Genomic DNA, 15,408 nt, shown 5'->3' with positions numbered 1-15,408 from the left:
AGTGATCCCCTCCGCTATGTTGTATGCGGCGGGGCGGCGGGTTTATTCCCCTTCCGAAACGATCTCGTACATCTCCCGGGCCACGTCCTTGGTGCGGGGCTCGGCATCCGACAGCACCCGTACCTTGACCGGCCGGTTGCCGAAGGTGATCTCGATCACATCCCCGGGGGCCACAGCGGCGCTGGCCTTGGCCACTTTTCCGTTGATCAGGATGCGGCCGGCGTCGGCCACTTCGTTTGCCACCGTCCGCCGCTTGATGAGGCGGGAGACCTTGAGGTATTTATCCAGACGCATACATTGCTCCTTTGCACAAAAAAGCTGCCGGCACATCCGCACAGGGCGGACCCTTCCGGCAGCGGTGATGGTCAGAACAGGCTCACAGCGAATCCTTCAGCGCCTTGCCCTGCTTGAAAACGATGCTGCGGGATGCAGCGATGGTGATGGGCTCCTGGGTGCGGGGGTTGATGCCCTGCCGCTCGGCGCGCTCCCGGACCTCAAACGTGCCAAAGCCCGAGATGGTGACCTTTTCGCCGTTCGCCAGGGCCCGGCTGAGGGCCTCGAAGACAGCGTTGACCGCCTTGTCGGCGTCCTTTTTGGTCATGTCGGTATTTGCCGCAACCTGTGCGGTCAGATCAGCCTTGGTCATAATGGTACCTCCCAATGATTCATTTGTCTTTCTCGGCGCCCTGCCCCTGCTCGAGGGTGCGGCAGAACGCTTTGGATGTGAATGTCAATGCCTCCTCGGCGTCCAGGCCCGCCAGCCGGATGGAATCCACCGCGGCAAACAGCAGCTGTCCTGCTGCCTGGGCCCGCTGCTCCTCTGCGGCGGGGGCACGGGCGGCATCCTGCCAGCGCTCCCAGGCCCCGGCCAATGCGTCCAGGGCTTCCTGCTGGCCTGCGGGGCCGCAGCCGTGGGCTGCCGCCCGCTTTTGCATCTTCTGCGCGCGCATCAGCGCCGGCAGGGTGGCCGGTACCGTGTCCAGCTCGTCGGCCAGGGTACGGCGGCCCTTTTCCTTATTTTTGAGCGCGTCCCAGCCGTTTATTCCGGCATTCTGCGCCGCGGAGGAAGCAAACACATGGGGGTGGCGGAACACGAGCTTTTGGCACACTTCCCGGCAGATGTCCGAAAAGTCACTGCGGCCCTGTTCTTCCTCCAGCACCGCGTGGAAGGCCACCTGCATCAGCACATCCCCCAGTTCTTCCCGCAGCATCCCGGGGTCATCCGCGTCGATGGCTTCCAGCACCTCGCAGGTCTCCTCCAGGAAATTTTTGCGGATGGACCGATGGGTCTGCACCTTATCCCAGGGGCACCCCTGCTCCGGGTCCCGCAGGATGCGGATGATCTGCACCAGATCCTCTGCCGTATAGTGTTCCTTCTCGGGCCAGTCGGTCATCCAGGCGCCCTCCTTCCCGCCGCTTTGCGGCGCAAATCCCAAATCATTGTACCTTATACAGCGCGGATTTTCAAGTGTTTGCGCCGATTTTCCCCAATTTTCACCGCCGGGCCGGACGGGATGCAAAAGGCGCCCCCTGTGCGGGAGCGCCCGTGGTCCCTTGCCTGTGCCCTGTTACAGCTGCGCGCCGCACTTGTTGCAGAACAGCGCGTCGGGCGCCACCTCGGCGCCGCACTGGGGACAGAACTTTTTGGCGGGTCCGGCCTCCTGGCCGTCCTGCGCGTCAGCCGGCTCATCGGCGGGCTGTTCCTCCCCGGCGGGGTCTGCCATGACGTCCGCCAGGTCGGCCTCGGTCTGGACCACGTGCTCCACCTCGTCGGCCTCGGTGGGGGTCAGCTTTGCTTTCAGCTGACGGTTCTCCTGCTCGATCGAGTCGATCATATCGATATACTTATCGACCAGGGGCTGGTTTTCCTCGTTGCCCTTGGCCAGGCTGTACACCAGCGCGCCCAGCTGCCGCTGCGCCCGGCTGATCTTGGCCTGGTTGGACAGGATCTTGGCCTGGGTCTTGCCCTTTTCGGTCAGGTCGCTGGCCACGCTGACGCCGATCTCCATGTATTCACGGCTCTTGGCCAGGATGGTATCCTTCCATTTCTCTGCATCCATCATTGAGACACCTCGCTTCTCCATCGTTTCCGGCGCCCTCTGCCCGCCGGGCAGCGGGTCCGGTATAGATTCAGTATACCGCACTTTGCAGCATGATGCAACAATCCGGCCGCAGCTTTTACAAATTGATGGGCCTTCCAGCCAAAAATTTTTACACCTTGCTCCCATCCCCGCCCACGCCGGCGTAGAACTCCCGCAGCATGGCTCCCGGGGGGATGAGCTGACGGTCCAGAGGCTGCACATGCTCAAAGCGGCGGGCCGCCTCGTCCCACATTTCGGTGTAGCGGCTGTCGGGGGACATCCTGCGGCCCACCTCGGGCAGCAGCCCCGCGATGATCCCCAGCTCGTAGCTGAAAGCGGTATCCAGCAAAAAGTCGGCCGTATTTTTGAAGCCCTTGATATACCGGGTCTCGCCGTCCAGCACCCGATCCCACATGGCCAGGGTCTGCTCGGGGCTGCGGCCCCGGGCGGCGGCGTCCCGCAGTACCCGGCGGCACAGCCGGATGTTCTGGGTGTTGATCAGGCGGCGGCCCTCCTGGCAGTATTCCTCCCGCAGGCCCGCATAGATGCGGTAGACATGGCCCGAGGGCACCAGGCTGGTCAGCATGGGATTGAGGGCGTGGATGCCCTCCACGATGCAGACGCCTCCCGCCAGGTCGATGGCCTCGGTCTGCTCCGACCGCTCTTCCCGCACAAAGTCATAGATGGGCAGCACCGTCTTGTCGGTCTGGCTCAGCTCCTGCAGGCACTGGCGGATCAGGGGCATATCCAAAGTGTCGGGGTGCTCGTAGTCCAGGGTGCCGTCCGGCATCCGGGGGTAATACTGGGAGCCGCGGAAGAAGTTGTCCAGGCTGATGACCTGGGCCGGCGTGCCCATCTCGGTCAGGGCGGCCGCCAGCTTGTGGGCGGTGGTGGTCTTGCCGCTGGCCGAGGGACCTGTCAGCATGATGATCTTGGCCCCCGACTGGCGCACTTTCTGGGCGGCATACTGCAGCCGCCGGGCATAGCTGTCCTCGCAGACCTGGACCAGCTGGGGGCCGCTGCGGGCCGCCACATTCAGCAGGTCGATCTCCACCAGGCGCTTAGGTACCCAAATCGTGATCATAAAACGCAGACACTCCTTTTTTGCGCTCCAACACCTGGTCGAAGCGCTGGATGTATTCATTGGGGTACTTGAAATTAAAGATGCGCTGCATCCTGTGGCCGCCGGCATCCACCAGCTTGGTGCTGCCCCCCGCGCCGGCCGAAAGGATGGTCTGCACTTCCTCCATGATATAAATGTTGTAATAGCCTTCCCGGCCCGGCTTGCACCAGCCCACGTTCTCCAGGTTCTGCAGGGTGTTCTTCTGCCGGTAGAGATAGTAGGGCCGATAGCCCGCCTGGGCCAGCAGGCCGCAGCGCTCCAGCATGGCGGCCACATCGGCGTAGCGGTTGTCCTCCTGGTCCTCCATCACGATGCGGGAAGCCCGTTTGAGGGTCAAAGTGTGCACCGTGATGTTTTCGGGGTCCAGGTCGATGGCGGTGCGCAAGCTGTGCGCAAAGCCCTCCACCGTGTCCCCGGGCAGGCCGGCGATCAGGTCCATATTGATGTCGGTGTGCCCCGCCGCCCGGGCGGCCGCGTAGCAGTCCAGGATGTCCCGGGCGGTGTGGCGGCGGCCGATGTTGGCCAGCACCTGGTCCGAGAAGGTCTGGGGATTGATGGAGATGCGGGTGGCCCCGTACTCCTTGATGACCGCCAGCTTTTCGGCGTCGGTGCAGTCGGGGCGGCCCGCCTCCACCGTGTACTCCGCCAGTCCTTCCAGGGGAAAGAGATCCCGCACGGCGCCCATCAGCTGGCGCAGCTGCCCGGCCGACAGGCTGGTGGGGGTGCCTCCGCCGATGTAGATGGTCTGCAAATGCAATCCGGCCTGATCCGCCTGGGCCCGGATGGCCTCCAGTTCCCGGCACAGGCAGTCCACATAGGGCTGCACCAGCTTGCGGTCCCGGTCCAGGTTGCAGCTGACAAAGCTGCAATAGCTGCACCGGGAGGGGCAGAAGGGGATGCCGATGTAGAGGCTGTACGCCCGGGGCTCGGCGCCCCGGCGCAGGATGGGTTCCTGCAAGTCGGCAATGGCCCGGGCCATCTGGTATTTTTCGGGGGAACAGTCGAACCGCTCCAGAAAATACCGGTCGATCTGCTCTGCGGTCCAGCCGGCGGCCCGCTTGTCATGGATCAGCCGCACCGGCCGTACCCCGGTCATTTTGCCCCAGGGGGGCCGCAGGCCGGTCCAGCTGCGCAGCAGCCCATAGGCCAGGCTGGCCAGGGCAAACTCGGGGGTATCGTCCCGGGGCAGAGGGGCAGAGGCAGTCCGGCTCCGGCCCTGTTCCCGCACCAGCACCGAGAGGCCGTCCTCCCCTTTGCTGGCCCAGACGCAGTCCTCCCCGTCGGCAGGCGGGGTCAGGGTAAGGGGCGCCATCGGATAGAACAGCCGGACCAGATGCTCCACATCGTAGCCCGAGGGCAGCCCTGTGATATAGATCTTCATACGTTTACCAATCCTGTCTGGATACGCTCTTGCGGATATACCAGTTGTTCTTCAGCTCTTCCCCAAAGGTGGACAGGTCCCCGTGGCCGGGCAGGACCTGAGCCGTGGGCGGGATGGGCAGCCCCGCGAGCTTGCGCAGCGAATCCGACAGCTGGCGGGTACTGCCGCCGGGCAGGTCGGTGCGGCCCACACTGCCCGCAAACAGGGTGTCCCCGGTGAACAGGTATTCCCCGCACAGCAGGCAGACGCTGCCGGGGGTGTGCCCCGGGGTGTGCCACACCGTGAAGGACATCTCATCCACCTGGATGACGCCCCCCTCCTGGTAGCCGCTGTCGGCCTGGGTCAGGGGGTAGAACTGCCCGCCTTCCAGGTCGGCGGACTCGCACCAGAGCTTTGCGTTCCACTCCTCTTTGAGTTCGGCGGCGCTGCCCACATGGTCAAAGTGGCCGTGGGTGCAAAAGATATGGGTGAGGGAGGCTCCCTCCTTGCGCAGCAGCTGGCCGTAATCGGCTGCGGCCGCCGCCGGGTCGATGACCACCCCATGGCCCGCCTCCGAGATCAGCAGGAAGGTATTGGTATACATGGGGGCCTGCCCCACAACATGGTATGCCTTCATCTCAGTCTCCCTTCTTCCACTCGTCGGTATCCATTACGATGGTGCAGGGGCCCTCGTTCACAAGGGCCACCTGCATATCCGCCCCAAACTCCCCGTGCTTGACCTCTTTCAGGCCCTGCTTTTCCATCTCGGCCACAAACAGCTCGTAAGCCTGCACCGACAGCGGGGGCTTGGCCGCCCGGATGAAGCTGGGGCGCATCCCCTTCTTGGTGTCCCCGTACAGGGTGAACTGGGACACCACCAGGGCCGAATAGCCGTTGTCCCTGGCGCTGCGGTTGAGCTTGCCGTCCGCATCGTGGAAGATACGCAGGCCGGCGCATTTTTCTGCAAAGCGGGGCACCATATCCAGGGTGTCGGTGTCCTTGACCCCAAACAGGATCACCAGCCCGGGGCCGATGGCCCGGGGGTCTCCGCCGTTCACCCGCACGCTGGCGGAGGATACGGCCTGAATCACTGCTCTCATCTTGTCTCCTTTTTCTGTCAGCCTCTGGTCACCTTCAGCACGTCCTTGATCTTGGCCAGCCTGGCCACCACCCGGTCCAGATGATCGGTGTTGTTGATGCCGATGGTCAGGTTGACGACGCCATAGTTGTCTGTCTGGCGGGCGTTCATGGTGTAGATGGGCACCCGCATATCCGACAGCGCGTTCAGCACGTCCTTCAGCAGGTCGTTGCGGTCCAGCGCCACGATCTCCAGCCCCGCCTTATAGCTGTCCTTGACGCTGTCGGCCCAGTAGGCCTTGACCCAGCGGGGGGCGTTGGCGGGGTCCTTCTGGCTGGCCACCGCGTTGACGCAGTTGGCCTTGTGGATGGACACCCCGAAGCCCCGGGTGAGGAAGCCGACGATGGGGTCCCCGGGCAGGGGGTTGCAGCACTTGGCAAATTTGATGGGGGTATTGTCAAAGCCCTCCACCACCACCCCGTCGGTGGAATGCACCTTGCGCAGGTCCACCTTGGGCAGTTCCACCGGCGGGTTCTCGGCTGCCCGCAGCTTCTGGTATTCCTCTTTGAACTTGGGGATGCAGTTGGCGATGGTGATGCCCCCATAGCCGATGGCTGCGTACAGGTCCTCGGCGCTGTTCTGGCGCATCCGGCGGCAGCAGCCCCCCACGAACTCGTCCAGCTTGTCGTCCGGGATCAGGATGCCCTCCCGGCGCAGTTCCTTGGCCAAAGCGTCCCGGCCCTCCGAGATATTCTCGTCCCGGCGCATCTTTTTGAACCAGTTGCGGATCTTGCTCTTGGCCTCGCTGGTCTTGACGATCTTCAGCCAGTCCCGGCTGGGGCCCTTGTCGGCCGGGCCCAGGATCACCTCGATGATCTCGCCGGTGGCCACCACATGGTCGATGGGAACCATCCGGTTGTTCACCTTGCAGCCCACCATCCGGTTGCCCACCGCCGAATGGATGGCGTAGGCAAAGTCGATGCAGGTAGCCCCCGCAGGCAGATTGATCACATCCCCCTTGGGGGTGAAGGCGAACACTTCCTCGGGCAGCAGGTCGCTCTTGAGGTCGTGCAGCAGGTTGCCCGAATCCTCCGACACCCGCTGGTTCTCCAGCAGCTGGCGCACCCAGGCCAGGCGTTCGTCCAGCTTGTCATGGCCGCCGATGCCCTCCTTGTACTTCCAGTGGGCCGCCACGCCGTATTCCGCCTGCTCATCCATCTGGCGGGTACGGATCTGCACCTCAAAGGGGATGCCCTCATGCCCGATGACGGTGGTATGCAGGCTCTGGTAGCCGTTGGGCTTGGGGGTGGAGATATAGTCCTTGAACCGGTTGGGCAGCGGATGGTACATATCGTGGATCAGCCCCAGGGCACTGTAACACTCGGTGATGGTGTCCAGGATGATCCGCACCGCATAGATGTCATAGATCTCGTCAAAGGACTTGTTCTGGATGAACATTTTGCGGTAGATGCCATAGATGCTCTTGACCCGGCGCTTCATGGCGGCGCCCTTGATGCCGCTTTCCTCCAGCCGCTTTTCGATCAGGCTGGACACCCCGGCCAAAAACTCCTCCCCCGCTCTCTCGCTCAGCAGCTTGCTGATCTCCTCATAGCCCACGGGGTCCAGGTAGTGCAGGCTGCGGTCCTCCAGTTCCTCCTTGATGTTCAGGATGCCCAGGCGGTTGGCGATGGGGGCATACACCTCCATCGTCTCCCGGGCCTTGTCCCGGCGCTTCTGTTCGGGCCAGGCGTCCCCGGTCCGCATATTGTGCAGACGGTCGCACAGTTTGATGATCATGACCCGCACATCCTGGCTCATGGCCAACAGCATTTTGCGCAGGTTCTCGGCCTGCTGCTCCTCGATGCTGGAGAACTGGATCTTGGTCAGCTTGGTGACGCCGTCCACCAGAAGGGCCACATCGGCCCCGAAGGACGACTTGATCTCGTCCACCGTGATGGGGGTATCCTCCACCACATCGTGCAGCAGGGCGGCGGCGACGCTCTCACTGTCCATGCCCAGATCCAGCACCAGCCGGGCCACCGCCAAAGGATGACAGATATAGGGTTCCCCGCTGCGGCGGCGGACGTTCTGATGGGCCTGGTCGGCGGTGTGATAGGCCTTTTCGATCATCTCCATGTTGTAGGGCCGGCCGCTGGCCTGGATGGCCTCCATCAGCTTGTCATAGGTGATGATCTCGGGCCGGGCCTCGGAGGGGACCATATAGTCCACCGCCTCGGCGGGGCGGGCTGTGGCCGCCACCGTGCCGATCTCCCGCACCTGATGCTGCAAATGGCTCTTGGCGGTATAGGAATCCTGCGCAGGGGCAGGAACTGCTGTTTTCTTTCCCTCTGGCATATTACTTCTCCTCCAAATCCTCCAGACATCTCAGGATGGGCGCGTCGGCCAGGTTCTTCTTCTCCTTGACCCGCACCAGCTCCAGAAAGGGCACGTCCCCCCGGTGGACCACTTCCACAAGGCCCACCTGCATCAGCGCGGTGAGGGCCACCAGGGTCTTGCCTGTGTTGGCGGTGCCCATTTTTGCATACAGAGGCTGCAGATCCTCGGCGTGCCAGCGCCGGGTCTTCAGCTCACGATAGACGGCGGCCGTCTCCTCACGGGTGGGGCGGACCAGCTGCCGCTCCTCCGCCGTCAGGGACGCGCCGCGGCGCAGCGCTTCCACCAACGCCGCCTGCCGGGCCGCGTCCGGACCCAGACCCGCCGGGTGCAGGTCGATGATCCGCCCGGACAGCTGGGCCCCGCGGGCCCCTTCGTACACCGACAGGCTGAGGGCTGCGTCCACCGCATCCCCCGGCTGGTAGGGCACCCGCTCGGGGGACATCCCGAACCAGACCGCATACAGTCCTGCGCCCCCCTGGTTCAGCCGCAGCCGGCTGTGCTTGCCGTCGGACACGGGGTAGACGCCCTCCACCACCGCATTCTCCAAAAGGAACACCGGGGCGGGGTTGTCGGCCCCAAAGGGGGCCATCCGCTCCACCGCCCGCACCTCCTCCACCGTCACCCGGCCAAGCCGGAGGGACAGATCGCAGATCAGGGGCGGCACATGGATCACCGGGCATTCCCGGGCGGCCCACTCGTTCATCCGGCGGCGCAGTTCGGGCAGGTTCTCCTCCCGCACCAGAAGCCCCGCCGCCATGGGGTGGCCCCCAAAGCGGATCAGCAGGTCGGCACAGGCGGTGATGCAGGCGTGCAGGTCAAAGCCGGGCACGCTGCGCCCGCTGCCCTTGGCCTCGCCGTTTTCGGCCACCGACACCACCATCACCGGCCGGCCGTATTTTTCCACCAGCCGGGACGCCACGATGCCGATGACTCCCTGGTGCCAGCCCTGGCCCCACAGCAGCATGATGCGGTCCTCGGTGCGGGCCGGGTCGGCGGCCAGCATCTCCTCCACCGCGTGCTCGATCTTCTGTTCGGTCTCCTGACGCTGGGCGTTGACCTCATTCAGCTGGCGGGCCAGGCCGGCGGCGCGGGCGGGGTCCTGGCAGAGCACCAGCTGCAGGGCCGTGACGGCGCTGTCCATCCGGCCCGCCGCGTTCAGCCGGGGCGCAATGCCAAAGCTGACGTTGTCGGCGCTCACCGTCTTGCCCGCCAGCCCCGTTTCCTCCAGCAGGGCGCACAGGCCGGGCCGCTGGGTGTGCTGCAAGCTTTGCAGTCCCGCCTTGACGATGGTGCGGTTCTCCCCTGTGAGGGGCATCACATCGGCCACCGTGCCGATGGCGGCCAGGTCGCTGCAAAACTCCAGCAGCTCCTCGGGCATACAGTTCTCCAAAGCGGCGCACAGCTTGAAGGCCACTCCTGCGCCGCACAGGTCCTTGAAGGGGCTTTCGTCATCCCGGCGCTTGGGGTCCACCACGGCCACCGCCTGGGGCAGCACACTGGGGGGCACATGGTGGTCGGTGATCACCACGTCGATGCCCAGAGAGGCCGCATAGGACGCCTCCTCCACCGCCGAGATGCCGTTGTCCACCGTGACGATCAGAGTATAGCCCTTATTGTGGATGCGGTCGATGGCCCGCTTGGACAGGCCGTAGCCGTCCCCTTCCCGGCTGGGCAGCATACATTTGACCGTCCCGCCCAGCCCTTTCAGCTGTTCGTACAGCAGAGAGGTGGCGGTGACGCCGTCCACGTCGTAGTCCCCATACACCACGATGGTCTCGCCGCTGTCCAGAGCCTGGCGGATGCGGGCGCAGGCCTTGTCCATATCCTGCATCAGCATGGGGTCGCTGAGGGTATCCTCCCCCGCCAGAAAGGACAAAGCCTCCTCCGGCTGGGTCAGGCCCCGGGCCGCCAGCAGCCCCGCCAGCAGGGAAGCTTCTTTCAGCTGGGCGTTCAGGACGGCGTCGTGCTTGGCGTCGTCCCACTCGTTCCCCTCATAGGCGGCCTCCATCTCCAGCTGGTCGGTGCGTTCCTCGGCAATGGCCTCCTGCAGTCCGGCCACCGCTTCCCGGTCCAGCGGGCGCAGTTCCCACGGACGGCCCGTCATAGCAGCCCCTCCCCGGTCAGGCCATCGCTGGCCAGCATCCCTTCCAGGGCCGCGATCTCGCTGGACACATCCAGGGCCGCATCGCTGAGCAGGTTGTCGTACAGGTTCTCATAGGCGGTATTCAGGGTGTGAAGGATGCCGCCGATATCCCGCCGGATGGCCTCGGCGTTGTCCCCCTTCTGGCCCTGCACATCGTTGTAGGTGTGCAGCAGCTTGAGGGTGGTGGGGATATAATATTCCGCAAACCGCCGGGCCCGGGGCGCGCTCTCGGGGTGGCTCTCCAGCCAGGCGCAGATGGCCTCGGTGGTCTTTTGCATCTTTTCCAGTTCGTCGGCCGCGGTGGGGTCGGTCATCAGCCGGCGCTCCTTGGCCAGCACCTGGGCAAACCGCCGGGCCGTCTCCAGATGGAGGGGCTTTGCCTCCTCTTCCTCCTGAGGCTTGGGCTGCTCCGGCGCGGGCTGGGGAGCCGCAATGTTGTGGGCCGCACGGTAGTCGGCGGCGCTCAAAAACAGCAGGTTGCTGCGCTCATCCATCCAGCCGGTCAGCCAGCCCCGGTTGATCAGTTCCCGCAGCTGCTTGCGCAGCTTTTTCTTTTTCATTTGCAGCAGGCCGGCCAGGTCGTCCAGGTCCACCCCCTCCGACACATCCAGCCCCGCAAAGGCGTCGGCGCAGCGGTTGAGCAGCCTGGAGGCTTCCAGCTGTTCGCACCCGTACAGGGCCCCGCCGGTGCACAGGCCGCCGCCCACCATCAGGCCGATGCCGGTCCAGGCCAGGGCCGCCTCCGCCACGGGGATGCTGCTCACCACCAGCGCTTCGGTGCTGATGAAGCAGGCGATCCCTCCCACAAAAAAGCTGAAAGCCAGAATGCCGAAGGTGATGGACAGCGCCAGGCCGATGCCGCAGCGCTTTCTGGCGCTCCAGCGGATGGCGCGGTCGTAGTTGTCCCCGGGGTCGGGGCTCTGTCCGCGCTTTCCGTCCGAGCGGCAGCGCCCCCAGCTGATCTTGCCGGAGCCGGTCTGCCAGTCCTGGGCATAGTCGTAGGCCTGACTCTCCGGGCTGTCCCGGCGGGCGGCGCGGCGGGCTTCCCGCTGCTGCCACCGGCGGTGTTCCCGCTGGCGGCGGCGTTCGGCCCGTTCTTCCTTGTCGGCCCCGCTCTCCAGGTCCATGGCATCCTGAAAGGCGCCGGCCACCTCCCCCACCACGCTGTTCAGCACGGCGGTGACATCGCTGGCCACATGGTTCACATGGCGGCCCAGTTCGTCTCCCCGGCCCTCAAAGCCGTGGCGAAAGGCGTCGTTGACGGCGTCCTTCAGCTCGTTCACGCCCACTCCCAAGTCCCGCAGCTGCTGCTCCAGTTCCTCCTGGACGGCAGCCGTGTCCCTTTTCTGATTCTGCTTGTCCTTCTTATCCTGTTCGTCCATGCCTTTTCCCCTCAATCTCCCGCCGGGCAATACCGGCTTGCTATCGCTGCTGCCACCCGCAGACCATCCACGGCGGCGCTCATGATGCCGCCCGCGTAGCCCGCCCCCTCGCCGCAGGGGTAAAGGCCGGGCAGCTGGGTACATTCGTAGGTCTCTCCCCGGGCCAGCCGCACCGGGCTGGAAGTCCGGGTCTCAAGGCCGGTGAGGATGGCCTCGGGAGAAGCGTATCCCGCCAGCTTGCGGTCGAAGGCCCGCAGCCCGGCCCGCAGCGCTCCGGCCAGCCCGGCCGGCAGCAGGCTGCCCAGATCGGCAGGCACCACGCCGCGGTCGTAGGTGGGTTCCACCCGGCCGATCCTGAGCCGGCCCTCTCCCTCCAGGAAGCTGGTCACATTTTCAGCCGGCGCCGCATAAAGCCCGCCGGCCCGCCCGGCCTGGAACGCCCGGGCCTCCAGCTCCCGCTGGAAGGCGATGGCCCGCCGCGGGTCGCCCCCGAAGTCCTCGGAGCCCACCCCTACCACCACGGCGGCGTTGGCGTTCCTGCCATCCCGGGCGTGGTAGCTCATGCCGTTGGTGACCACCCGGCCCGCTTCGCTGGCCGCCGCCACCACCTGGCCTCCCGGACACATACAGAAGGTATACACCCCCCGCCCATCCACCTGCTGGGAGAGCTGATACTCCCCCCGGGGCAGGGCCGGATGGCCGGCGGCGTCGTGATAGAGGCTCTTTTCGATCTCGCTTTGCAGGTGCTCGGCCCGGAATCCCACGCTGAAGGGCTTGCAGCTGAAAGCCAGCCCCCCGTCCATCAGGGCCTCGAAGGTATCCCGCGCCGAATGCCCCACCGCCAGCACCAGAGCCTTGCAGGGGATGTCCCCTGCGGTGGTGCTGACGCCGGCCAGGGCGCCGTTTTGCACCTTGAGGCCGGCGAGGGCGGTGTTGAACCGCACCTGGCCCCCCAGCGCCTCGATCTCTTTCCGGATGGAGGTGATCACGCCCCGCAGCAGGTCGGTGCCCATATGGGGCTTTTGCTGCCAGGCGATCTCGGGCGGAGCCCCGTGGGCCAAAAACACCCGGGTCACATAGCCGCACAGGGAGTCTCCAATCCGGGTGGTGAGCTTGCCGTCCGAGAAGGTGCCCGCGCCTCCCTCGCCAAACTGGATGTTGGCGTTTTCGTCCAGCTCTCCCGTGGCGGAAAAGTGTTCCACCGCCCGCACCCGGTCCTCCAGGGCGGGGCCGCGCTCCAGCACGATGGGGGCAAACCCCTGCTGGGCCAGAGCCAGGGCCGCGAACAGGCCCGCAGGGCCCAGGCCGCACACCACAGGGCGCCCTTCCAGGGGCCGGATGCCCGGCGTGATGCAGAACTGCGGCTCCTGACGTAGAGCAACGCAGGGCGAGGCCCCCGCAAAAGCAGGTTCCTCACCCTCATTTTTCAGCGTTACCGCAATGGTATAGACCAGCTTGGGCCGGCCGTGGCGGGCGTCCACCGACAGGCGGGACACCCCCATCTGCCGGACCTTGCCCAGGGGCAGGCGCAGGATGCGCAGAGCCTGCCCGAAAGCCTGCTCCTCCCCGGCGGAGAGGGGCAGACGGATATCTCTGACCAGGATCATTCTTTCTTTTTCCGTTTCTGTCGTGATGGATGGACGGGGCGTCAGTTGCTCTCGATCCGGCAGGGGACCGTGTAGCTGCCCAGCACAAAGATCCGCCCGTCCGCGGGCACATAGATGCTGCACGCAATGTTCTGCTGACCCAGGGACACAGCAAAGTCATCGGCGTCGATCTGGGCCACCACCTGGTCGGCGGTCAGGCTCTCCAGCACCGAGGCGGGGCCGCAGAGGGTCACGTTCATCAGCCGGTCGCTCTCCACCGTCAGCTGGTAGGTGGAGGGCAGGTTGATCACCTCGATGTTCTCGGCCGGGATGTTCAGGGTCTTGGTGGCCATGGCGCTGCAGTTGAAGCTGACCGTCACCGTGTCCACATTGTCCAAAGACACCAGGCCCGAAGGCAGGGTGATGGGCATTTCATACACCTTGTCCAGCGCAAAGGTGGACAGGTCGATGGTGCCCACCGCCAGCTCCGAGAGGTTGTCCACCACATCCGCCGGGCCGGCCACCCGCAGCTCGGTCTGGCTCAGGCTGTAGATCAGCACCGAGTCATCAAAGTTGGGAGGTGTGTTTACAAACCGTACATTGACAGGCAGCTGTGCCGTTTTGTATACAGTCAGGGTGACTTCCACCGTGTCATGGTCCAGGGTGACATAGTCAAAGGTGAGCTCATGGCCGCTCTCGTTGTAAAAGCGCAGGTGGGTATCCACCGTCACGCTGTCGTTCAGCGGGTCGTTGTAACTGACCTCCGCAGTGCAGGAGGCCACATCGGCCAGTTCGCTGGAGGGGCCGGTCAGGGTGACCGTCTCATTGGAGGCCGCGGTGCTGTACAGGATGTAGCCATCCTCGATGGTCAGATAGCGGGTGTTCACCTGGACCGGGAGGGTCTTTTCCTCCACAACGTCAAAAACGATGTCCACCGTACTATCGGTATTGGCGATCGAGACCGAAATATTCCCCGCCACCGCGCTGTTGATGCAGCGGACCCGCAGCTGCAGGGTCTTGGTGCCGCTGGAGCGCACCGACGAGCAGTCGGGATAGACCACAAAGTCCTCGGCCCGCAGCTGGCCGATGGTATAGCCGTCCCCCGAGACGGTCAGGTTCACCGTCTTGCTGGGGGCCTGGACGATGCTCAGGCCCCGGGATGTGTAGACGCTGGCGTCGTAATTGTAGTCCACCGGCACCCCGCTGAGGGTGATGGCGGTGCCGGGCTGGACCACCGTGGTGATGACCACCCACAGCGCCACCGCCAGCAGAGCCGACAGGACCAGCCGCACGCGGCGGTCCTCCAGGATCGAGCGGTTCTGGAGCAGGCTCTCCAGCCGGAAGGTCTTTTTCTTGATGGGATTCATTTGCCTTCACCCTCCTTTTTCCGCCAGTCCATCAGGGACAGCACCTGACCCTTGAAGGTATCGAAGCTGCGTCCCTTGTCCGAGGCGGCTTCCTTGGGGATCATCTCATCCACCAGGCGGGTGTACAGGGTCTGACGGTCAAAGTGGCGGATCAGCACGCCGTTTTTGGCCATCGAGATGATGCCGGTCTCCTCGCTGACCACGATGGCGATGGCGTCCGAATTTTCCGCAATGCCCAGGCAGGCCCGGTGCCGGGTGCCCATATCCTTGCCCAGGTCCAGGTTGTTGGACAAGGGCAGCACGCACCCCGCCGCCTTGATGCGGCCGTCCTCGATGATGGCCGCGCCGTCATGCAGGGGGGTGCCCTCATAGAAGATGGTGCCCAGCACCTCGGGATTGACCTCACAGTCCACCGGGGTGCCGGTGCGCTCGATCTCGGACAGGTCGGTGCGCCGTTCCAGCACGATCAGCGCGCCGGTCTTGGTCTCCGAAAAGCGTTCGGCCGCGTCGCAGATGGCAATGATGGCGCTGCGCCAGCTGCCCCGCGTGGCAGGGTCCACATGGCGCACACGGAACAGCTTCAAAAACCATTTGTCGGTCTGGCCCATCCGCTCCAGGGCCCGGCGGATCTCAGGCTGAAAGATGACCACCAGGGTCAGCAGGCCCACTTGCAGCAGCGAGTTCATGATCCAGGTGACGGTGCGCATATGGGCGGTGGTGGCGATCAAATAGATCAGGGCCACCACCAGCGCGCCCCGGGCCACCTGTCCCGCCCGGGTGCGGCTGACGATGCCGAAGATCTGGTAGATCACAAAGGTCACCACCAGCACATCCAGCAGGTCTGCCAGATTGAAGGTCTGAAAATTGGCTATGATGGAACTCCAGTTCATG

The 15,408-nt window shown here is 64.9% G+C and carries 14 protein-coding genes; all 14 read right to left on the bottom strand.

Going from position 1 to position 15,408, the window contains the following annotated elements; translation table 11 throughout:
• Positions 1-42 precede the first annotated feature (42 nt).
• The 14 genes from B5G12_RS05300 to cdaA all read right to left on the bottom strand — a co-directional run bounded on the left by B5G12_RS05300 (position 43) and on the right by cdaA (position 15,407).
• Positions 43-294, bottom strand: a complete 252-nt coding sequence (locus B5G12_RS05300; RefSeq protein ID WP_087228426.1) for an RNA-binding S4 domain-containing protein — start codon at positions 292-294, stop codon at positions 43-45.
• 82 nt (positions 295-376) lie between these two features.
• Positions 377-646 (bottom strand): HU family DNA-binding protein, encoded by a 270-nt coding sequence (locus B5G12_RS05295; RefSeq protein WP_087228425.1) that lies wholly within the window; start codon positions 644-646, stop codon positions 377-379.
• Between the two features lie 19 nt (positions 647-665).
• Positions 666-1,394: a MazG family protein gene (locus tag B5G12_RS05290; RefSeq protein ID WP_087228424.1), complete on the bottom strand. Its 729-nt coding sequence runs from the start codon at positions 1,392-1,394 to the stop codon at positions 666-668.
• Positions 1,395-1,568: 174 nt separating this feature from the next.
• Entirely contained in the window at positions 1,569-2,063 is a 495-nt protein-coding gene (locus B5G12_RS05285; protein ID WP_242955942.1) for a zinc ribbon domain-containing protein, read from the bottom strand.
• Between the two features lie 148 nt (positions 2,064-2,211).
• The gene (locus B5G12_RS05280) at positions 2,212-3,165 is read right to left on the bottom strand and encodes a uridine kinase family protein (RefSeq protein WP_087324161.1); all 954 of its coding nucleotides are present in this window, start codon (positions 3,163-3,165) and stop codon (positions 2,212-2,214) included.
• Complete coding sequence (gene hemZ / locus B5G12_RS05275) at positions 3,143-4,585, bottom strand: coproporphyrinogen dehydrogenase HemZ (RefSeq protein WP_087324160.1); 1,443 nt, start codon at positions 4,583-4,585, stop codon at positions 3,143-3,145. Before hemZ ends, B5G12_RS05280 begins: the two co-directional genes overlap by 23 nt.
• Positions 4,586-4,589: 4 nt before the next feature.
• Positions 4,590-5,201: an MBL fold metallo-hydrolase gene (locus B5G12_RS05270; RefSeq protein WP_087324159.1), complete on the bottom strand. Its 612-nt coding sequence runs from the start codon at positions 5,199-5,201 to the stop codon at positions 4,590-4,592.
• 1 nt (position 5,202) lies between these two features.
• Positions 5,203-5,664 (bottom strand): D-aminoacyl-tRNA deacylase, encoded by a 462-nt coding sequence (dtd, locus tag B5G12_RS05265; protein ID WP_087228420.1) that lies wholly within the window; start codon positions 5,662-5,664, stop codon positions 5,203-5,205.
• Between the two features lie 17 nt (positions 5,665-5,681).
• Positions 5,682-7,997, bottom strand: coding sequence for a RelA/SpoT family protein (locus B5G12_RS05260; protein WP_087324158.1), 2,316 nt, complete (start codon positions 7,995-7,997; stop codon positions 5,682-5,684).
• 1 nt (position 7,998) lies between these two features.
• Entirely contained in the window at positions 7,999-10,143 is a 2,145-nt protein-coding gene (recJ, locus tag B5G12_RS05255) for a single-stranded-DNA-specific exonuclease RecJ (protein WP_087324157.1), read from the bottom strand.
• Entirely contained in the window at positions 10,140-11,564 is a 1,425-nt protein-coding gene (locus B5G12_RS05250; RefSeq protein ID WP_087324156.1) for a 5-bromo-4-chloroindolyl phosphate hydrolysis family protein, read from the bottom strand. Before B5G12_RS05250 ends, recJ begins: the two co-directional genes overlap by 4 nt.
• 11 nt (positions 11,565-11,575) lie before the next feature.
• Positions 11,576-13,171: an NAD(P)/FAD-dependent oxidoreductase gene (locus B5G12_RS05245; protein WP_087324155.1), complete on the bottom strand. Its 1,596-nt coding sequence runs from the start codon at positions 13,169-13,171 to the stop codon at positions 11,576-11,578.
• A gap of 41 nt (positions 13,172-13,212) precedes the next feature.
• Positions 13,213-14,517, bottom strand: a complete 1,305-nt coding sequence (locus B5G12_RS05240) for a CdaR family protein (protein WP_087324154.1) — start codon at positions 14,515-14,517, stop codon at positions 13,213-13,215.
• Complete coding sequence (gene cdaA, locus B5G12_RS05235; RefSeq protein WP_087228414.1) at positions 14,514-15,407, bottom strand: diadenylate cyclase CdaA; 894 nt, start codon at positions 15,405-15,407, stop codon at positions 14,514-14,516. The genes B5G12_RS05240 and cdaA overlap by 4 nt, the downstream gene beginning before the upstream one ends.
• Between the last annotated feature and the right edge of the window lies 1 nt (position 15,408).

The sequence above is a fragment of the Faecalibacterium sp. An58 genome, from assembly GCF_002161515.1.
Taxonomy (GTDB): domain Bacteria; phylum Bacillota; class Clostridia; order Oscillospirales; family Ruminococcaceae; genus Faecalibacterium; species Faecalibacterium avium.
The sequence above is the reverse complement of the archived record's forward strand: the minus strand, read 5'-3'. Positions and strand labels throughout refer to the sequence as shown.